The organism is Pseudomonas sp. BSw22131 (genome assembly GCF_026810445.1).
Classification (GTDB): domain Bacteria; phylum Pseudomonadota; class Gammaproteobacteria; order Pseudomonadales; family Pseudomonadaceae; genus Aquipseudomonas; species Aquipseudomonas huanghezhanensis.
Genome location: NZ_CP113949.1, coordinates 4,628,510 through 4,645,773 on the forward strand (window position 1 = coordinate 4,628,510; position 17,264 = coordinate 4,645,773).

The window sequence follows — 17,264 nt, forward strand, 5'->3', positions numbered from 1 at the left end:
CCTTCTCGGTCCTCGTATAATGCCCGCCATTATGGCGCAGGTGACACCCAGTATTGCTGCGCTACAACCTTAGGACGGGCTCAATGTTCAAAGCGCTGCGTTTTCTCGGCTGGCCACTGCTCGCTGGCGTGCTTATCGCTTTACTGATTATCCAGCGTTACCCGCAATGGGTCGGCCTTCCGACTCAGGACGTTAACCTGCAACAGGCGCCGCAGACCGCAACGGTGCAACAAGGCCCTGTGTCGTACGCCGATGCCGTCAGCAGCGCAGCTCCGGCAGTCGCCAATCTGTACACGACCAAGATGGTCAATAACAACAAACCGAGCCATCCGCTGTTCGAAGACCCGCAGTTTCGGCGTTTCTTCGGCGACAACCTGCCCAAGCAGCGCCGCATGGAATCAAGCCTTGGCTCGGCCGTGATCATGAGCCCCGAGGGTTACTTGCTGACCAACAACCACGTCACCTCGGGCGCCGACCAGATTGTCGTCGCACTCAAGGACGGTCGTGAGACCATTGCGCGGGTAATCGGCAGCGACCCGGAAACGGATCTGGCGGTATTGAAGATCGATCTGAAAAACCTGCCCGCGATCACGCTGGGCCGCTCCGAGAACATCCGTATCGGTGACGTCGCTTTGGCCATCGGCAACCCGTTCGGTGTCGGCCAGACTGTCACCATGGGCATTATCAGCGCCACGGGCCGCAATCAGTTGGGGCTTAACACCTACGAAGATTTCATCCAGACCGACGCTGCGATCAACCCCGGCAACTCGGGCGGTGCGCTGGTGGACGCCAACGGTAATCTGACCGGCATCAACACCGCGATCTTCTCCAAATCCGGAGGCTCGCAAGGCATTGGCTTTGCCATCCCCACCAAGCTGGCGCTTGAGGTGATGAAGTCGATCATCGAACACGGTCAGGTGATTCGCGGGTGGCTGGGAATTGAAGTGCAGCCGTTGACGCAGGAACTGGCAGAGTCATTTGGTCTGAAGGATCGTCCGGGTATCGTGGTGGCCGGGATTTTCCGCGACGGTCCAGCGCAGAAGGCAGGCTTGCAGTTGGGCGATGTGATCCTCAGCATCAACGGCGAACCGGCCGGCGATGGGCGCAAGTCGATGAATCAGGTAGCCCGCACCAAGCCTACCGACAAGATCGCGATTCAGGTCATGCGCAATGGCAAGGAGCTGACGCTCACTGCAGAAGTGGGGTTGCGTCCACCGCAGACGCCAGCGGCGGCCAAAGAGGCTGATGATTGATTCACCGGACATAGAGCATCTGTAGGCGCGAATTCATTCGCGAGGCGGCGGACCTGATTCAACTCAGAGCGCCGCTTCGCAAACAAGTTGCCTCCTACAGAGGCAGGCTATGCCTTATAAATCGCCCAACGCATCGACCAGCGCCTGATTCTGCTCAGGCGTGCCGATGCTGATCCGCAAGAACTGCGCAATCCGCTGTTGCTTGAAATGCCGAACGATGACGCCCTGTTCACGCACTTTGGCTGCCAGCGCCGCCGCATCGTGTAACGGGTGACGGGCGAAGATGAAATTGGCGGCCGAGGGCAGCACCTCGAATCCTTTACCCTCCAGCTGCTTGACCAGCGTTTCACGACTGGCAATCACCGCCTTGCAGGTCTGCTCGAAATGCTCGCGATCATCGAATGCAGCGGCTGCGCCAGCGATGGCGATTCGGTCCAGCGGATAGGAGTTGAAGCTGTTCTTGACCCGCTCAAGCGCCTCGATCAAATCCGGGTGCCCTACCGCCAGCCCGACCCGCAACCCTGCCAGTGAGCGGGATTTGGACAGCGTCTGGGTCACCAGCAGGTTCGGGTAGCGCTTAACCAGCGTGATCGCCGTCTTGCCACCAAAGTCGATGTAAGCCTCGTCCACGATGACCACAGAGTCCGGATTGGCCTTCAGTATCTGCTCGACCGCACCAAGCGCCACCACGCAGCCGGTGGGCGCGTTCGGGTTGGGGAAGATGATGCCGCCGTTCGGGCCGACGTAATCCTCGACACGAATCTGAAACTGCTCATCCAGCGGCACTGCGGTGTACTCGATGCCGTAAAGCCCGCAATAGACGGGATAGAAGCTGTAGCTGATATCCGGAAACAACAAAGGCTTGTCGTGCTGGAAGAACGCGTTATAGGCGTGTGCCAGCACCTCATCGGAACCGTTACCCAGGAACACGTGACTGGTCTCAACGTCGTAATAACGGGCGACGGCCTGTTTGAGCTGATCGCCGTTGGGGTCCGGGTACAAGCGCAGGTTGTCGTTGACCTCAGCACGCATCGCCTCAATAGCTTTGGGTGAAGGGCCGTAAGGGTTTTCATTGGTGTTGAGTTTCACCAGCTTGGTCAGCTTGGGTTGTTCGCCCGGCACATAAGGCACGAGGTCACGCACGAAGGGACTCCAGAATTTGCTCATGCTTTTTTGCCTTCTTGTACGTTATCGACGATCCGGTATTCGGCGCTGCGAGCGTGAGCAGTCAATGACTCGCCACGCGCCAGCACGGAAGCCGTCTTGCCGAGTTCGGACGCGCCCTGCTCCGAGCAATAGATGATCGAGGAGCGCTTCTGAAAATCGTAAACACCCAGCGGTGAGGAGAACCGCGCGGTGCCGGACGTGGGCAAGACGTGGTTGGGGCCTGCGCAATAGTCGCCCAGGGCCTCACTGGTGTGACGCCCCATGAAGATAGCGCCGGCATGACGAACGTGTGGCAACCAGGCCTCAGGATCAGCCACCGACAACTCAAGATGCTCCGGCGCAATGCGATTGACGACCTCAAGCGCTTGCTGCATGTCGGCGACCTTGATGAGTGCGCCACGGCCACTGATCGATGTCTTGATGATCCCGGCGCGCTCCATGGTCGGCATCAAGCGCGCGATGCTGGCGGCCACACGGTCAAGGAACTCGCCATCGGTGCTGACCAGAATCGCTTGCGCGTCTTCGTCATGCTCGGCCTGGGAGAACAAGTCCATGGCAATCCAGTCCGGATCGGTTTTGCCATCACACACCACTAGAATCTCGGAAGGACCAGCGATCATGTCGATCCCAACCTGGCCGAACACATGACGCTTGGCGGTTGCGACATAGATATTGCCGGGACCAACGACCTTGTCGACCTGCGGCACACTCTCGGTGCCATAAGCGAGCGCGGCCACGGCCTGAGCGCCACCGATGGTGAACACCCGGTCGACGCCTGCAATGCAAGCCGCCGCCAGCACCAGCTCATTGAGCTCGCCGCGGGGCGTGGGCACGACCATCACTACCTCGCCGACACCGGCGACTTTCGCCGGGATGGCGTTCATCAGCACAGACGATGGGTAGGAGGCCTTGCCACCCGGCACATACAGACCGGCGCGATCCAGCGGAGTGACTTTCTGGCCCAGCACCGTGCCATCGGCCTCGGTATAGCTCCAGGAGTCCTGCTTTTGCTTTTCGTGATAAATCCGTACGCGATCCGCAGCTTTTTCAAGCGCCTGCCGTTGTGCGGGAGTGATACGCGTCAGGGCGAGCTCGAGGCGCTCGCGAGGAAGAATCAGATCAGCCATCGACGCCACCTCCAGCCCGTCGAATCGCTGGGTGTATTCCACCAAAGCAGCATCGCCGCGCTCGCGCACGTTCTTGATTATCTCCAACACCCGCTGATTGACTGAGTCATCAGACACACTTTCCCAGCTCAGCAGATGATCCAGATGTCGAGCGAAATCCGGGTCAGCAGCGTTGAGTCGGCGAATGTCGGTGGAAGTGGTCATAGCGGAGCCTCAGTGATTGGCGGTTATCTCGGGTGCCGTAAGTGGACGAAGTCCATAAGCTACCAAGCTATCCGCGCGGGCACCTGAGAATTTGGCTATGACACGGATAGTCGGGCGCAACCTGACGTTGCGCTTATCGATCAGCCGCGGTGTCGCGACTCAACTGCGTCACGCAGCGTGTCGATCAACGCCTGGATGCGGGCGTGTTGCATCTTCATCGAAGCCTTGTTGACGACCAGGCGTGAGCTGATGTGGGCAATCAGATCCTGAGGTTCAAGACCATTGGCGCGCAGTGTGTTGCCGGTATCGACGACGTCGATGATTTTATCTGCCAGCCCTACAAGGGGCGCCAGCTCCATCGAGCCGTACAGCTTGATGATATCGACCTGACGACCTTGCTCGGCGTAGTAACGCTTGGCCACGTTGACGAACTTGGTGGCGACGCGCAGACGCCCCTTGGGCTCGCTTGCTCCCACGGCCCCGGCGGTCATCAGCTTGCACTGTGCAATTTGCAGGTCCAGCGGCTCGTAGAGCCCCTGGCCGCCGTACTCCATCAGAACATCTTTGCCCGCGACGCCCAGATCGGCCGCGCCATGCTCGACATAAGTCGGCACATCGGTCGCACGAACGATCAACAAGCGCACATCGGCCTGGGTCGTCGAAATGATCAATTTGCGGCTCTTGTCCGGATTCTCGGTCGGCACAATGCCCGCGGCAGCGAGCAACGGCAACGTGTCATCAAGAATACGGCCCTTGGACAGTGCAATGGTCAACATGAGAAGCGTAAGTCCTTATCAGGAAGCTTGTGCCGGGTCGCAATCGGCGACCGGCTACCTCCAAGCCGAGGTACGGCTTGAAGTGAAAGAATCAGAAAGTCATACCGCATTCGGCAACTGGCTCCGGCACTTGCGCCAATCAATATCATCGGCGAGTACCAGAGCCAGCCAGCACACGTCTGGGACGACTAGCCCGGAACGCGGCGGATCTTCGCGCCCAGCATTTGCAGCTTCTCTTCGATGCACTCATAACCACGGTCGATGTGGTAGATGCGGTCGATCAGCGTATCGCCCTCGGCGATCAACGCCGAGATGACCAGACTGGCAGAAGCACGCAGGTCAGTTGCCATCACTGGTGCGCCTTTCAGCTTGGTGCAGCCCGTGACGATGGCGGTGTTGCCCTCGACCTGGATCTGCGCGCCCATACGATGCATTTCGTACACGTGCATGAAGCGGTTTTCGAAGATCGTCTCGATGACCGCGCCCGTGCCTTCGGCAATTGCGTTGAGCGAGATGAACTGCGCTTGCATGTCCGTCGGGAAAGCCGGGTATGGCGCGGTGCGCACATTGACAGCCTTTGGACGCTTGCCGTGCATGTTCAGCTCGATCCAGTCCTTGCCGGTCGTGATCTCGGCGCCCGCTTCACGCAGCTTTTCGAGAACGGCCTCAAGGATGGTTGGGTCGGTGTCTTTGAGTTTGACCCGCCCACCCGTGGCGGCAGCAGCCACCAGGTAGGTGCCGGTCTCGATACGGTCCGGCATGACTTTATAGGTCGCCGAGCCCAGACGCTTCACACCGTCGATGGTGATGGTGTCGGTGCCTGCGCCGGAGACTTTTGCACCCATGGCATTGAGGAAGTTCGCCAGATCGACGACTTCAGGCTCGCGGGCAGCGTTTTGTAACACACTCCGACCGTTGGCCAGAGCTGCGGCCATCATGATGTTCTCGGTGCCGGTCACGCTGACGGTATCGAAGAAGAAATGTGCACCACGCAAGCCACCTTCCGGTGCCTTGGCCTTGATGTAGCCACCTTCGACGTCAATGACTGCGCCCATGGCTTCAAGACCACGGATGTGCAGATCAACCGGACGCGAACCAATGGCGCAACCGCCAGGCAATGCCACTTCGGCCTCGCCGAAACGAGCAACCATAGGGCCCAGCACAAGGATCGATGCACGCATGGTTTTCACCAGTTCGTACGGCGCGATCAGGGTCTTGATGGTGCGTGGATCGATTTCAACGCTGAGCTTTTCATCGATGATCGGCTCGATCCCCATACGACCGAACAGCTCGATCATGGTGGTGATGTCGTGCAGGTGTGGCAGATTCTGAACGGTCACTGGCCCATCGGCCAGTAGCGTAGCTGCAAGAATCGGCAGGGCAGAGTTCTTTGCCCCGGAAATGCGGATTTCGCCATCAAGACGAACGCCGCCAGTAATAATCAGTTTGTCCATTAGAATCTCGACGCCAATAGGCTCAGGTGCGCTCGGCCCATGCAGCGCGGCTGAAAAATTTCATGGTGACCGCGTGGATGCTGCCATCAGCGATCCAAGGGTTCAAATGCGCATAGATCTGCTGCTGACGCTTGACTGGACTCAGTGTAGCCAGCTCGTCGCTGATCACGTTCAGCTGAAAGTTGCAGCCTTCGCCCTCAACTTCCACTTGAATCTGCGGCAGCTTAGTTTCAAGGAAGCTTTTAACTTCTACGGCCTGCATGCTTAACCTCAATCGGCGCCCTAAGCGCGGGGGTCGGCCATCATACAAAAAAGCCCTCTCGTTGCGAACCCTACTTTGTAGGAGACGGACGAGGGGCCTGATCGATAAGGGCCATCAATGGTGCTGGAGGACTTCGGTCAACTCCGAGACCTGAGCGATTTTTCGCATGTCGTCGGGCAGCGCCTGCACACTGACTGTCTTGCCAGCGGCAGCGCCATCGCGCATGAAACCCAAGAGCAGGGCGAGCCCGACGCTGCTTGATTTCTCTACGGCAGCACAGTCGATCACCAGTGCCGACAACTCACTCGCCTTGATCAGATCGGCGCCCTGCTTACGCAAGGCTGGCCCGGTCCGATAATCGAGTACGCCAACCAGCCTGATCTCGCCTGCTGCGCCAACTTGTACGCTTGCCTGGGTCATTGCGTAGTCTGTTCCGACTTGGAAGCTTCTTTGGCCTTGGCCACTTCACCGGCCCAACCATTGATAGTCTTGTCCAGATCATTGCCGTTACGCTGCATGGCGTCAGAGAACTGATCACGGAACAGCTTGCCAATGTTGATACCATTGATGATCACGTTACGCACTTTCCACTCGTTGTTAAGCTTCACCAACGTATAGGAAACCGGGTAAATCGCCCCGCCACTGCCTTTGACCTGCATATCCACCGAAGTACGGTCGGCCGCTTCTTCCTTGGCTGGCGCAACGATGATGCCCTGATTGTTGTACTCAAGCAGCGCGTTGCCATAGAACTGAATCAGGCTGCGCTTGAAATTTTCCTGGAAACGCTGCATTTGATCCGGCGTCGCATTGCGTGAGTACTTGACCGTCATGATGCTTTTGGAAATGCCGTCGGCGTCGATGACCGGCCCAACGATCCCGTTCAGCGCGTCATAGAAAGCGCTCGGATTGCTTTTGTACTCTTCTTTATGGGCGGCCAGGTCGCTCAGCAAGCGCTTGGTCGTGTCATCCACCAGATCATGGGCAGACTGGGTCGATGCGGCAGCACTGGCCATCATCGGCAAGACCGCCAGCAATACCAGCAGCCCACGGCGCAGAATTGAAATCATGAAAAACTCCTCATTTGGCGTCTTTGCTCACGGTATTCATCAAAAATTTACCGATCAGATCTTCGAGTACCAGCGCCGACTGTGTGTCGTGAATGGTGCTGCCGTCTGTGAGCAACTTGTCATCGCCCCCCACGCTGATACCAATGTACTTCTCACCCAACAGGCCCGCCGTCAGGATTGAAGCGGTGGAATCCAGAGGCAGATTGTTGACCCGCTTCTGCACTTCCATCGTCACGCGGCCGGTGAAGGTGTCGCGATCCAGATCGATTGCCGTGACCTTGCCGATAGTCACACCGGCCATGGTCACCTTCGCTCTGACAGTCAAACCGGCCGAATTGTCGAAATAAGCATAAAGTTTATAGCTGTCGTTGGTCGCGCTGGCTGTCAGACCGCTGACGCGCAAGGCGAGCAACAGCAAAGCCAGTATCCCGGCCAGCAGGAACAGGCCGACACCGGTTTCGAGGGTGCGGTTTTGCATCAGAAGTCTCCAAACATCAAAGCGGTCAAAATAAAGTCCAGGCCCAATACGGCCAGCGAGGCATACACCACGGTCTTGGTCGTGGCACGACTGATACCTTCTGATGTGGGCTCACAGTCATAGCCTTGGAACACGGCAATCCAGGTCACCACAAAAGCGAACACAACGCTTTTGATTACACCGTTCAGCACGTCATCGGTAAACGAAACACTGTTTTGCATGTTCGACCAGAAGGAGCCTTCGTAAACACCCAACCAGTCGACAGCTACCCACGAGCCTCCCCAGATACCCACAACGCTAAAAATCATGGCCAGCAATGGCAGTGAAATGAATCCCGCCCAAAGGCGCGGCGCGACGATGTATTTCAAAGGATCGACGCCGATCATCTCCAGACTGGAGAGCTGCTCGGTGGATTTCATGTTGCCAATCTCGGCGGTCAATGCAGACCCGGCGCGACCGGCAAAGAGCAGCGCCGTGACGACAGGCCCCAGCTCTCGCAGCAGTGTCAGTGCAACCATCTGCCCTACCGCTTGTTCCGAACCGTACTTGGCCAGGATGCTGAAGCCCTGCAGCGAGAGGACCATGCCGATGAAGACGCCGGATACAACAATAATCGCAAGCGACATAACGCCAACCGAGTACAACTGGCGCACCAACAACTGGAATCCACCACCAATCCCGCCTCGTCCCAGCAAGGCATGAACCAGAAAAATACCCGAGCGACCCAACACTGCAACAATATCGATAGCGGACCGCCCCATCAGGCGAACCCGCTCCATCAGTGACTTTCTGCGCATCAGCGCTTCCCCAAAAGATCTTCGCGATAATCCGCTGCCGGAAAGTGAAACGGTACAGGACCGTCCGGATCGCCAGTCATGAATTGACGAATGCGCGGGTTGTCCGACTCCATCAACTCATCCGGCGTTCCATGTCCCAGCACCTGCCCATCACCGACCACGTACAGGTAGTCAGCAATACTGGCGGTCTCCGCGAGGTCGTGAGACACAACAATACTGGTGATTCCGAGCGCGTCATTGAGCAAGCGGATCAAGCGCACGAGAACGCCCATCGCAATCGGGTCTTGCCCAACGAATGGCTCGTCATACATGAGAATTTGTGGGTCGAGCGCAATCGCACGGGCCAGCGCAACACGACGCTTCATGCCTCCGGACAATTCGTCAGGCATGAGTTCGACAGCGCCACGCAAACCTACTGCCTGCAGCTTGAGCAGAACGATGTCGCGGATCATGTCTTCGGGCAGCTTCGTGTGAACACGCAGCGGGAAGGCTACGTTTTCGAACACGTCGAGGTCGGTGAACAGCGCCCCGCTCTGAAACAGAACGCCCATTTGCTTACGCGCATCGAATAGATCGCTGCGAGACAAATTAGGCAAGTTCTGACCATTAACCCAGACTTCACCACTGCTTGGCCGAAGCTGGGCGCCCATTAGCCGCAGGAGTGTCGTCTTGCCACTACCTGACGGGCCCATGATGCCGGTGACTTTGCCCCGGGGAATGTGGATATCCACATTATTGAAGATGCTTCGCGAACCGCGTTTGAAGGACACGCCCTTCAGTTCGACCGCGTAGCCGTTATCGGCACTCATCTAAACTCCTTGCGAAACAGCCTGTCTCTCAGATGCCTCGTCCTTGACGAACGACACACTGGCTGGAGGGCCGAACAAGCGGCGAACTATACCACCGCTGTCACGCGCCGCCCAAGAGTGATGCCCTCATCAATTGGAATGAGGAAGGATATTTCAACTGCGCCGGAAATTTCCCGCACATATAAACACTTCCACCGGTCTTTGCGCTCAAAGACAACGCCCTTCTATAAACAAAGACCGACAATGATGGGTGAGGGTTTTCAACATTGCCGCTATAATCGCCGCCTTTTCATCAGGCCTACCCTTTTACAACATGAGCCAATCAAGCGACCTGATCCAATCGGCACAACGCACAATCCGCCTTGAAGTAGAAGCTGTGGAAGGCTTGCTTGCACACATCAATGCGGATTTCGTCAGCGCCTGCGAGATGATTCTGGCCGGTAGCGGGCGTGTCGTCGTGCTGGGCATGGGCAAATCCGGACACGTCGCCAAAAAAATCGCCGCGACACTGGCAAGCACTGGAACACCCTCGTTTTTTGTCCATCCTGCCGAAGCCAGCCATGGCGACATGGGCATGATCACCTCGGCCGACATCATCCTGGCGCTTTCGAACTCCGGCACCACTGCTGAAATCGTCACGCTGTTGCCGCTGATCAAACGTCTGGGCATCAAAATGATCAGCCTCACCGGCAACCCCGAATCGACCCTGGCAAAAGCTGCCGAGTTCAATCTCAATGCCCATGTTTTGCATGAAGCCTGCCCGCTGAACCTGGCGCCGACGTCCTCGACCACAGCAGCCCTGGCCATGGGCGACGCACTGGCAATTGCCCTGCTGGACGCCCGCGGCTTTACTGCAGAAGACTTCGCGTTCTCACATCCGGGCGGCGCACTGGGCAGACGTCTGCTGCTCAAAGTCGAACACGTGATGCATTCCGGCGCTGACCTGCCTCAGGTTGCACGCGGGACGCTACTGCGCGAATCCCTGATGGAAATGACCCGCAAAGGCCTTGGCATGACCGCCATTGTCGAACCCGACGGCCGCCTTGCCGGTATATTCACCGACGGTGATTTGCGTCGGACCCTGGACCGCCCCATCGATATTCGCCAGGCGATAATCGATGAGGTGATGACCCCGCATGGCAAGACAGTGCATGCGGAGATGCTGGCTGCTGAAGCCCTTAAAATCATGGAAGACCACAAGATCGGGGCCTTGATCGTGGTTGACGAGAACGACCGTCCTGTGGGCGCGTTCAACCTTCAGGACCTTCTTCGCGCGGGAGTCATGTAATGAGTAACGACATGAACGATCTGATGCAACGCGGCAAGCACATCAAACTGGCTGTTTTTGACGTCGATGGTGTGCTGACCGACGGCCGCCTGTACTTTCTGGAAGACGGCAGCGAATTCAAGACTTTCAACACGCTGGATGGTCAGGGCATCAAAATGCTGATTGCGTCTGGCGTCACGACTGCCATTATCAGCGGTCGCAAGACCCCCGTTGTTGAGCGTCGGGCTAAAAATCTGGGGATCGCCCATTTGTACCAGGGGCGAGAAGACAAGCTGGTGGTGCTCGACGAGCTTTTGAGCCAATTGGGCCTAAGCTACGAACAGGTTGCCTATCTGGGCGACGATCTTCCGGACCTGCCGGTGATTCGGCGGGTCGGATTAGGGATGGCGGTTGCCAGTGCAGCGGGTTTCGTACGCCAGCATGCGCACGGAGTCACTCAGGCGCGTGGCGGCGAAGGCGCGGCCCGCGAGTTCTGCGAATTGATTCTGAGTGCCCAGGGCAACCTCGAAGCGGCTCATGCCGTCTACTTATAGAAGTCCATTATGCTCAGTAAAAAATTTCGTATTTTCCTGGTATGCGGTGTGCTTGCAGTGCTGCTGGCGGCGGCGGGCTACTGGGATATCAGTCCCGAAAGCTTCATGGACCAGCCCAGGTCTGCGGTCGATGAGAGCGCTATCGACTTTTACGCCATCAATGCCCACAGCGTTCAGTTCCTTCCGGACGGCGGCATGCAGTATGAGATGACGGCAGACAAGGTCGAACACCTCAAGGCCACCGACATTACTCTTCTGACGACCCCGAACCTTGAGCTGTATCGCGGCTCGACGTTTCCATGGCATGTCGAAAGCAGGACTGCGGAGGTGTCTCCTGGCGGTGATCATGTCGAGCTGATAGACAATGTGCGCATCAATCGGACCGACGAAAAGAGTCGCACGACAATCATTACCAGTAGCCGCATGACCGTATTCCCTCAGAAGCAATATGCGGAGACCCAGCAAGCCGTTAGAATCGACGGCCTTGGCGGTGTGACCACCGCCACCGGAATGAAAGCGTATTTGAAAGACAGCAGGATGGACCTGCTCTCCAACGTAAGAGGACAGTATGACGCTCGTTAAAACCCTTCCTTTATTGCTCGGCCTGGGCGCAGCACTGGGAAGCGCGAGCGCCTGGTCTTTGCCCACAGACCGCGACCAGCCCATCCACATTCAGTCGGATGATGCGCAGCTGGATGACAAGCAAGGCGTCGCCACGTACAAAGGCAACGTCATCATTACCCAGGGCTCCATGAAGATCACGGGCAACACTGTGACCATCACCCGTAACGCGCAAGGCGAAGTCGACGTGTTCACGTCCGTGGGCAACCTTGCGTACTACGAGCAGAAACCCGCTGTGGATAAACCGATTGTCCAGGCTTACGGCGTTACAATTCAGTACTTCGCCGCCCAGGATCGTATCGTGCTGATTGACAAGGCCAAGGTCATCAACGACGGCAACACCTCCGAAGGCGAGAAAATCGTCTACGACACCGTCAAGCAGGTTGTGAATGCCGGCCGTGCAAACGGCACCAGGATCACTACGCCGCGACCACGAATCGATATGGTTATCCAGCCGAAAAAGAAAACCGACCAGCAGAAGGCCCAGTAATGGCAACGCTGAAAGCTCAGCATCTGGCTAAAAGCTACAAAGGCCGTCAGGTCGTCCGCGATGTGAGCCTGTCCATCGAAAGCGGCCAGATCGTTGGCTTGCTGGGGCCTAACGGCGCTGGCAAGACTACCTGTTTCTACATGATCGTCGGCCTTGTCCAGGCCGAACAGGGTCGCGTGCTGATCGATGACCAAGACATCAGCCATCAGCCCATGCATGGCCGCGCTCGCGCCGGTATCGGCTACCTTCCGCAGGAAGCATCGATTTTCCGCAAGCTGTCCGTTGCCGATAACATCATGGCCATTCTTGAGACACGCAAGGAGCTGGATCGCCCGGCGCGCCGCAAGGAGCTGGAGAGCCTGCTGCAGGAATTCCACATTACTCACATCCGCGACAACCTCGGCATGAGCTTGTCAGGCGGTGAACGCCGTCGTGTAGAAATTGCACGCGCGCTGGCCACCTCGCCCAAATTCATCCTGCTCGATGAACCGTTTGCTGGCGTCGACCCGATTTCCGTCGGCGACATCAAGCAGATCATTCATCACCTGAAGGCCAAGGGTATCGGTGTGTTAATCACGGACCACAACGTCCGCGAGACACTGGACATCTGTGAAACGGCCTACATCGTCAACGATGGACAGCTGATTGCCGAAGGCGACTCTGAAACCATTCTGGCTAACCAGTTGGTGAAAGATGTATACCTCGGCCACGAGTTCCGCCTGTAATTTGCGGCGATGACAACGGACCTGCTGATCGATGGCATCACTGCCCGATCACTGATCTGTATTAATTGTCATCGCACGCTAGGCAAACACTCTGGTTTCAGGCATATAATTTGCTTAAGTTGGCGCCTCAGCGCCCTGTAGTGGATGGCGCGCATCTGCGCCGGCGAACGAATAAGGTGTTTAGCCCCTGCCATGAAACCTTCGCTAGTCTTGAGAATGGGCCAGCAGCTGACGATGACACCGCAGCTGCAACAGGCCATCCGCTTGCTCCAATTGTCGACTCTGGATCTCCAACAGGAAATCCAGGAGGCGCTGGAGTCCAATCCTATGCTCGAACGTCAGGAAGAAGGCGAAGACTTCGATAACGCCGACCCGATGGCCGACAACATCGAACAGAAACCCAACCCGGACGTCCAGGAGCCGACCTACCAGGAAGCCGCCCCGACTGTCGACAATCTTGAAGACGGCGAGTGGAGTGAGCGCATTCCAAACGAATTGCCAGTCGATACAGCCTGGGAAGACGTTTACCAGACCAGCGCAAGCAGCCTGCCCAGCAATGATGATGACGAGTGGGACTTCACCACCCGTACCTCCGTTGGCGAAAGCCTTCAGAGCCACTTGCTGTGGCAGTTGAATCTGGCGCCGATGTCGGACACTGACCGACTGATTGCAGTAACCCTGATCGACTGCATCAACAATCAGGGTTATCTGGACGAATCGCTCGAGGAGCTCCTCGACGCTTTCGATCCTGAACTTGATATCGAACTCGACGAAATTGAAGCCGTCCTGCATCGCATCCAGCAATTCGAACCTGCCGGTATAGGCGCACGCACGCTAAGCGAATGCCTGCTCCTGCAATTGCGACAATTGCCCGCAAAGACCAAATGGCTTGCCGAGGCACAACGTCTGGTCAGCGATTACATCGACCTGTTGGGCAGTCGTGACTACGCCCAACTGATGCGCCGCATGAAGATCAAGGAAGACGATCTTCGCCAGGTGATCGAATTGGTGCAGAGCCTTAACCCTCGTCCGGGTTCACAGATCGAATCCACCGAAGCCGAATACGTGGTGCCCGACGTGATCGTGCGCAAGCACAACGAGCGCTGGCTGGTGGAGCTTAATCAGGAATCCGTGCCGCGACTGCGAGTCAATCCGCAATATGCCGGTTTTGTTCGTCGCGCTGACACCAGCGCCGACAACACCTTCATGCGTAACCAGTTGCAAGAGGCGCGGTGGTTCATCAAAAGCCTGCAGAGCCGCAACGAAACCCTGATGAAGGTCGCGACGCAGATTGTCGAGCATCAGCGGGGGTTTCTGGAGTACGGCGACGAGGCAATGAAACCGCTGGTCCTGCACGACATCGCCGAAGCGGTGGGCATGCATGAGTCCACCATTTCGCGGGTGACCACGCAGAAGTTCATGCACACGCCACGTGGCATTTACGAACTGAAATACTTCTTCTCCAGCCACGTCAGCACCTCTGAGGGCGGCGAGTGTTCCTCCACGGCGATTCGCGCGATCATCAAAAAACTGGTTGCCGCCGAAAATCAGAAAAAGCCATTGAGTGACAGTAAGATCGCTGGTTTACTGGAGGCACAAGGCATTCAAGTGGCTCGTCGCACAGTCGCCAAATATCGCGAATCGTTAGGGATAGCTCCTTCGAGCGAACGTAAGCGACTGATGTAGAGGTCACGCGCTACAGCGTTCCAGTGGCAGGCAACCAAGCCTGCCTCTTTATGCACTGGCAATGAAGGAGAAGCTGTATGCAAGTCAACATCAGTGGACACCAACTGGAAGTGACCAAGCCCCTGCGTGAGTACATAGAGCTGAAGCTCCAAAAGCTCGAGAGGCACTTTGACAAAATTACCAATGTACAGGTGACGATGGCCGTCGAAAAACTCAAACAGAAGATCGAGGCCACCCTGCATATCCCTGGTGGAGAGGTCGTAGCGAATGCGGATCATGACGATATGTATGCTGCAATCGACCTGCTCACTGACAAGCTCGACAGACAATTGCTCAAGCATAAGGAAAAGCAGCAAAGCACCCTCAAAGGTGTTGCCGCTCGCTGACACTCCCCACACATGATCCGACTTGAAAATATCCTGACCCCTGGCCGTTCCCTCGTGAACGTGCCGGGCGGCAGTAAAAAAGCTGTACTCGAAGAGGTTGCCAAAGTCATTCACCCGCACTTGGCTGACCTCGACCAGCAAACTGTCTTCGAGAGCTTGATAGCCCGCGAAAAACTCGGTTCAACGGGTTTTGGCAACGGCATAGCCATTCCGCACTGCCGCCTCAAGGGCTGCACTCGTCCCATTAGCGCACTACTGCAACTCAGTCACCCTGTTGATTTCGACGCCATCGATGGCGCCCCGGTCGATCTTCTGTTCGTGCTGCTGGTTCCGGAGGCCGCCACTGACCAGCATCTGGAGCTGCTGCGCCAGATAGCCAACATGCTTGACCGTAAGAAGGTGCGTGAAAAACTGCGCACTGCACCAACCGGTGAAGCCCTTTATCAAGTGGTACTCGACGAGCAGACCGGTCACTAATCATGCGGATGATCATCGTCAGCGGCCGCTCCGGCTCAGGCAAGAGTACGGCTCTCGATGTGCTGGAAGACAGCGGCTTCTACTGCGTTGATAACCTGCCCGCCGGCTTGCTGCCGGAGCTGGCCGAACGCGCGTTGATTCATACCGAACTGGCGGAGCCCCTGCTCGCTGTTTCCATCGACGCGCGCAATCTGCCTAGCCACCTGACCCGCTTCCCTAAGATGCTAGAAGAAGTGCGCGCCCGCCATATTCGGTGCGACGTGCTGTTTCTGGATGCCGACGAGCCGACGCTTCTCAAGCGCTTCTCCGAGACGCGACGACGGCATCCGCTCAGCACTGCGACCCGTTCGCTAGCTGAAGCTATTCGCGATGAAAAAACGTTGTTAGGGCCGATCATTGATCTTGCCGACCTCACCATCGACACCACTAATCTCAACCTGTACCAACTGCGTGACGCGCTCAAATTAAGGCTGCTCAACAAGCCGGAGCCAGGTACCGCGTTTCTGGTCGAGTCGTTCGGATTCAAGCGCGGCATGCCAGTGGACGCCGACCTGGTGTTCGATGTGCGCTGCCTTCCTAACCCCTACTGGAAACCAGAGCTGCGTGAGCAATCCGGTCTCGACAAGCCTGTTGCCGATTACCTCGCGGCGCAACCCGACGTCGAGGAGATGTTTCAGGACATCTTCGCTTACCTCAACAAGTGGCTGCCACGTTTTGCGGCCAGCAACCGTGCGTATGTCACTGTCGCCATTGGCTGTACCGGCGGGCATCACCGCTCCGTCTACCTGACCGAACGACTGGGTCAGGTCCTGCAGCAATCGCTCAAGAATGTCCAGGTTCGCCACCGCGACCTAAGCTGAAAGGATCCCTCTGCGATGCCCGCTCTTCAAATTACGATCATCAACAAGCTGGGCCTGCATGCCCGCGCCGCGGCTAAATTCGTGGGTGTAGCTGGCAGGTTTCCTTGCCAGATCCGCGTTGGCCGTACTTCCGACAGCATGGTCGACGGCAAAAGTATTATGGCCGTGATGATGCTCGCGGCGGGCAAAGGCACAGAGATTCAGCTCAATACCGAAGGCGACGATGACCAGGCGGCTTTGGATGCTCTGGTTGAGCTGATCAACAACAAGTTCGATGAGGGCGAATAGGCCCAGCACTGTCCAGCCCTACTATCGCGCCATCCATAAGAAAAAGCCCCGACTCGCAGGAGCCGGGGCTTTTTCTTAAAGCTTTCAGGGCAACGATCAGCCCTTCTTGACAAACTCGGACTTCAGCTTCATGGCGCCAATACCATCGATCTTGCAGTCGATGTCGTGATCACCGTCGACCAGCCGAATATTCTTGACCTTGGTGCCCACCTTGACCACCAGCGAAGAACCTTTGACCTTGAGATCCTTGATCACTGTAACGGTGTCGCCATCTTGCAGGGTATTGCCGACCGAGTCCTTGATCACTTTGGCGTCGTCCGATACCTCGGCCGCGCTGTCAGCGGTCCACTCGTGGGCGCATTCCGGGCATACGAACTGCGTGCCATCTTCGTAGGTGTATTCGGAATTGCATTTTGGGCACGGCGGTAAGCTCACGGCGGTTCTCGCATCAGAAGATAATAGGCGCAGGATTATAAGGGTTTTTATCGAACCACGGGCGCGCCGTTCGATTTCATG

Annotated in this window: 22 protein-coding genes; 11 read left to right on the plus strand and 11 right to left on the minus strand. The window is 57.1% G+C overall.

All coding sequences use genetic code 11. The annotated features are described in order from the left end of the window. Nucleotides 1–83: 83 nt before the first annotated feature. Nucleotides 84–1,253: a Do family serine endopeptidase AlgW gene (gene algW / locus OYW20_RS20955; RefSeq protein WP_268797823.1), complete on the plus strand. Its 1,170-nt coding sequence runs from the start codon at nt 84–86 to the stop codon at nt 1,251–1,253. Between the two features lie 114 nt (nt 1,254–1,367). Here algW and hisC read toward each other — a convergent pair whose 3' ends face one another. The 10 genes from hisC to OYW20_RS21005 all read right to left on the minus strand — a co-directional run bounded on the left by hisC (nt 1,368) and on the right by OYW20_RS21005 (nt 9,394). Continuing rightward, on the minus strand, nt 1,368–2,420 hold the full coding sequence (gene hisC, locus OYW20_RS20960) for a histidinol-phosphate transaminase (protein ID WP_268797824.1): 1,053 nt from the start codon (nt 2,418–2,420) through the stop codon (nt 1,368–1,370). Then, a complete protein-coding gene (hisD, locus tag OYW20_RS20965; RefSeq protein ID WP_268797825.1) occupies nt 2,417–3,751 on the minus strand; it encodes a histidinol dehydrogenase in 1,335 nt (444 codons plus the stop codon). Before hisD ends, hisC begins: the two co-directional genes overlap by 4 nt. 140 nt (nt 3,752–3,891) lie before the next feature. Further along, on the minus strand, nt 3,892–4,527 hold the full coding sequence (gene hisG, locus OYW20_RS20970; RefSeq protein WP_268797826.1) for an ATP phosphoribosyltransferase: 636 nt from the start codon (nt 4,525–4,527) through the stop codon (nt 3,892–3,894). A gap of 188 nt (nt 4,528–4,715) precedes the next feature. Further along, a complete protein-coding gene (gene murA, locus OYW20_RS20975) occupies nt 4,716–5,981 on the minus strand; it encodes a UDP-N-acetylglucosamine 1-carboxyvinyltransferase (protein ID WP_268797827.1) in 1,266 nt (421 codons plus the stop codon). Nucleotides 5,982–6,003: 22 nt separating this feature from the next. Next, nucleotides 6,004–6,243 (minus strand): BolA family protein, encoded by a 240-nt coding sequence (locus OYW20_RS20980; protein ID WP_268797828.1) that lies wholly within the window; start codon nt 6,241–6,243, stop codon nt 6,004–6,006. Between the two features lie 114 nt (nt 6,244–6,357). Next, the gene (locus tag OYW20_RS20985; RefSeq protein ID WP_268797829.1) at nt 6,358–6,663 is read right to left on the minus strand and encodes an STAS domain-containing protein; all 306 of its coding nucleotides are present in this window, start codon (nt 6,661–6,663) and stop codon (nt 6,358–6,360) included. Then, nucleotides 6,660–7,310, minus strand: a complete 651-nt coding sequence (locus OYW20_RS20990; RefSeq protein WP_268797830.1) for an MlaC/ttg2D family ABC transporter substrate-binding protein — start codon at nt 7,308–7,310, stop codon at nt 6,660–6,662. Before OYW20_RS20990 ends, OYW20_RS20985 begins: the two co-directional genes overlap by 4 nt. Before the next feature lie 10 nt (nt 7,311–7,320). Further along, nucleotides 7,321–7,788, minus strand: a complete 468-nt coding sequence (mlaD, locus tag OYW20_RS20995; RefSeq protein WP_268797831.1) for an outer membrane lipid asymmetry maintenance protein MlaD — start codon at nt 7,786–7,788, stop codon at nt 7,321–7,323. Further along, the gene (mlaE, locus tag OYW20_RS21000; protein ID WP_268797832.1) at nt 7,788–8,585 is read right to left on the minus strand and encodes a lipid asymmetry maintenance ABC transporter permease subunit MlaE; all 798 of its coding nucleotides are present in this window, start codon (nt 8,583–8,585) and stop codon (nt 7,788–7,790) included. Before mlaE ends, mlaD begins: the two co-directional genes overlap by 1 nt. After that, on the minus strand, nt 8,585–9,394 hold the full coding sequence (locus OYW20_RS21005; protein ID WP_268797833.1) for an ATP-binding cassette domain-containing protein: 810 nt from the start codon (nt 9,392–9,394) through the stop codon (nt 8,585–8,587). The genes mlaE and OYW20_RS21005 overlap by 1 nt, the downstream gene beginning before the upstream one ends. A 313-nt stretch (nt 9,395–9,707) precedes the next feature. On the opposite strand from OYW20_RS21005, the gene OYW20_RS21010 reads away from it, so the two are divergent. The 10 genes from OYW20_RS21010 (at nt 9,708) to OYW20_RS21055 (ending at nt 16,748) form a co-directional block, all read left to right on the plus strand. Beyond that, nucleotides 9,708–10,682: a KpsF/GutQ family sugar-phosphate isomerase gene (locus tag OYW20_RS21010; RefSeq protein WP_268797834.1), complete on the plus strand. Its 975-nt coding sequence runs from the start codon at nt 9,708–9,710 to the stop codon at nt 10,680–10,682. After that, nucleotides 10,682–11,215 carry a KdsC family phosphatase gene (locus OYW20_RS21015; protein WP_268797835.1) on the plus strand — a complete coding sequence of 178 codons (534 nt, stop codon included), beginning with the start codon at nt 10,682–10,684 and terminating at the stop codon, nt 11,213–11,215. Before OYW20_RS21010 ends, OYW20_RS21015 begins: the two co-directional genes overlap by 1 nt. 9 nt (nt 11,216–11,224) lie before the next feature. After that, the gene (gene lptC, locus OYW20_RS21020; RefSeq protein WP_268797836.1) at nt 11,225–11,797 is read left to right on the plus strand and encodes an LPS export ABC transporter periplasmic protein LptC; all 573 of its coding nucleotides are present in this window, start codon (nt 11,225–11,227) and stop codon (nt 11,795–11,797) included. Beyond that, entirely contained in the window at nt 11,784–12,326 is a 543-nt protein-coding gene (lptA, locus tag OYW20_RS21025; protein ID WP_268797837.1) for a lipopolysaccharide transport periplasmic protein LptA, read from the plus strand. The genes lptC and lptA overlap by 14 nt, the downstream gene beginning before the upstream one ends. Then, nucleotides 12,326–13,051, plus strand: a complete 726-nt coding sequence (gene lptB / locus OYW20_RS21030) for an LPS export ABC transporter ATP-binding protein (RefSeq protein ID WP_268797838.1) — start codon at nt 12,326–12,328, stop codon at nt 13,049–13,051. Before lptA ends, lptB begins: the two co-directional genes overlap by 1 nt. A 192-nt stretch (nt 13,052–13,243) precedes the next feature. Next, a complete protein-coding gene (locus OYW20_RS21035; RefSeq protein ID WP_268797839.1) occupies nt 13,244–14,737 on the plus strand; it encodes an RNA polymerase factor sigma-54 in 1,494 nt (497 codons plus the stop codon). A gap of 77 nt (nt 14,738–14,814) precedes the next feature. After that, on the plus strand, nt 14,815–15,123 hold the full coding sequence (hpf, locus tag OYW20_RS21040; protein WP_268797840.1) for a ribosome hibernation-promoting factor, HPF/YfiA family: 309 nt from the start codon (nt 14,815–14,817) through the stop codon (nt 15,121–15,123). Nucleotides 15,124–15,135: 12 nt separating this feature from the next. Continuing rightward, a complete protein-coding gene (ptsN, locus tag OYW20_RS21045) occupies nt 15,136–15,600 on the plus strand; it encodes a PTS IIA-like nitrogen regulatory protein PtsN (RefSeq protein ID WP_268797841.1) in 465 nt (154 codons plus the stop codon). A gap of 2 nt (nt 15,601–15,602) precedes the next feature. Then, nucleotides 15,603–16,460, plus strand: coding sequence for an RNase adapter RapZ (rapZ, locus tag OYW20_RS21050; protein ID WP_268797842.1), 858 nt, complete (start codon nt 15,603–15,605; stop codon nt 16,458–16,460). Nucleotides 16,461–16,475: 15 nt separating this feature from the next. Further along, nucleotides 16,476–16,748 carry an HPr family phosphocarrier protein gene (locus OYW20_RS21055; RefSeq protein ID WP_268797843.1) on the plus strand — a complete coding sequence of 91 codons (273 nt, stop codon included), beginning with the start codon at nt 16,476–16,478 and terminating at the stop codon, nt 16,746–16,748. Nucleotides 16,749–16,844: 96 nt separating this feature from the next. On the opposite strand, the gene OYW20_RS21060 is transcribed toward OYW20_RS21055, so the two are convergent. Then, the gene (locus tag OYW20_RS21060) at nt 16,845–17,183 is read right to left on the minus strand and encodes a zinc ribbon domain-containing protein YjdM (protein WP_268797844.1); all 339 of its coding nucleotides are present in this window, start codon (nt 17,181–17,183) and stop codon (nt 16,845–16,847) included. Between the last annotated feature and the right edge of the window lie 81 nt (nt 17,184–17,264).

What these genes read in the sequence shown, in the direction of transcription:
- algW (WP_268797823.1), top strand. Translation starts at nt 84, where the DNA reads ATGTTCAAAGCGCTGCGTTTTCTCGGCTGGCCACTGCTCGCTGGCGTG.
- hisC (WP_268797824.1), bottom strand. Translation starts at nt 2,420, where the DNA reads ATGAGCAAATTCTGGAGTCCCTTCGTGCGTGACCTCGTGCCTTATGTG.
- hisD (WP_268797825.1), bottom strand. Translation starts at nt 3,751, where the DNA reads ATGACCACTTCCACCGACATTCGCCGACTCAACGCTGCTGACCCGGAT.
- hisG (WP_268797826.1), bottom strand. Translation starts at nt 4,527, where the DNA reads ATGTTGACCATTGCACTGTCCAAGGGCCGTATTCTTGATGACACGTTG.
- murA (WP_268797827.1), bottom strand. Translation starts at nt 5,981, where the DNA reads ATGGACAAACTGATTATTACTGGCGGCGTTCGTCTTGATGGCGAAATC.
- OYW20_RS20980 (WP_268797828.1), bottom strand. Translation starts at nt 6,243, where the DNA reads ATGCAGGCCGTAGAAGTTAAAAGCTTCCTTGAAACTAAGCTGCCGCAG.
- OYW20_RS20985 (WP_268797829.1), bottom strand. Translation starts at nt 6,663, where the DNA reads ATGACCCAGGCAAGCGTACAAGTTGGCGCAGCAGGCGAGATCAGGCTG.
- OYW20_RS20990 (WP_268797830.1), bottom strand. Translation starts at nt 7,310, where the DNA reads ATGATTTCAATTCTGCGCCGTGGGCTGCTGGTATTGCTGGCGGTCTTG.
- mlaD (WP_268797831.1), bottom strand. Translation starts at nt 7,788, where the DNA reads ATGCAAAACCGCACCCTCGAAACCGGTGTCGGCCTGTTCCTGCTGGCC.
- mlaE (WP_268797832.1), bottom strand. Translation starts at nt 8,585, where the DNA reads ATGCGCAGAAAGTCACTGATGGAGCGGGTTCGCCTGATGGGGCGGTCC.
- OYW20_RS21005 (WP_268797833.1), bottom strand. Translation starts at nt 9,394, where the DNA reads ATGAGTGCCGATAACGGCTACGCGGTCGAACTGAAGGGCGTGTCCTTC.
- OYW20_RS21010 (WP_268797834.1), top strand. Translation starts at nt 9,708, where the DNA reads ATGAGCCAATCAAGCGACCTGATCCAATCGGCACAACGCACAATCCGC.
- OYW20_RS21015 (WP_268797835.1), top strand. Translation starts at nt 10,682, where the DNA reads ATGAGTAACGACATGAACGATCTGATGCAACGCGGCAAGCACATCAAA.
- lptC (WP_268797836.1), top strand. Translation starts at nt 11,225, where the DNA reads ATGCTCAGTAAAAAATTTCGTATTTTCCTGGTATGCGGTGTGCTTGCA.
- lptA (WP_268797837.1), top strand. Translation starts at nt 11,784, where the DNA reads ATGACGCTCGTTAAAACCCTTCCTTTATTGCTCGGCCTGGGCGCAGCA.
- lptB (WP_268797838.1), top strand. Translation starts at nt 12,326, where the DNA reads ATGGCAACGCTGAAAGCTCAGCATCTGGCTAAAAGCTACAAAGGCCGT.
- OYW20_RS21035 (WP_268797839.1), top strand. Translation starts at nt 13,244, where the DNA reads ATGAAACCTTCGCTAGTCTTGAGAATGGGCCAGCAGCTGACGATGACA.
- hpf (WP_268797840.1), top strand. Translation starts at nt 14,815, where the DNA reads ATGCAAGTCAACATCAGTGGACACCAACTGGAAGTGACCAAGCCCCTG.
- ptsN (WP_268797841.1), top strand. Translation starts at nt 15,136, where the DNA reads ATGATCCGACTTGAAAATATCCTGACCCCTGGCCGTTCCCTCGTGAAC.
- rapZ (WP_268797842.1), top strand. Translation starts at nt 15,603, where the DNA reads ATGCGGATGATCATCGTCAGCGGCCGCTCCGGCTCAGGCAAGAGTACG.
- OYW20_RS21055 (WP_268797843.1), top strand. Translation starts at nt 16,476, where the DNA reads ATGCCCGCTCTTCAAATTACGATCATCAACAAGCTGGGCCTGCATGCC.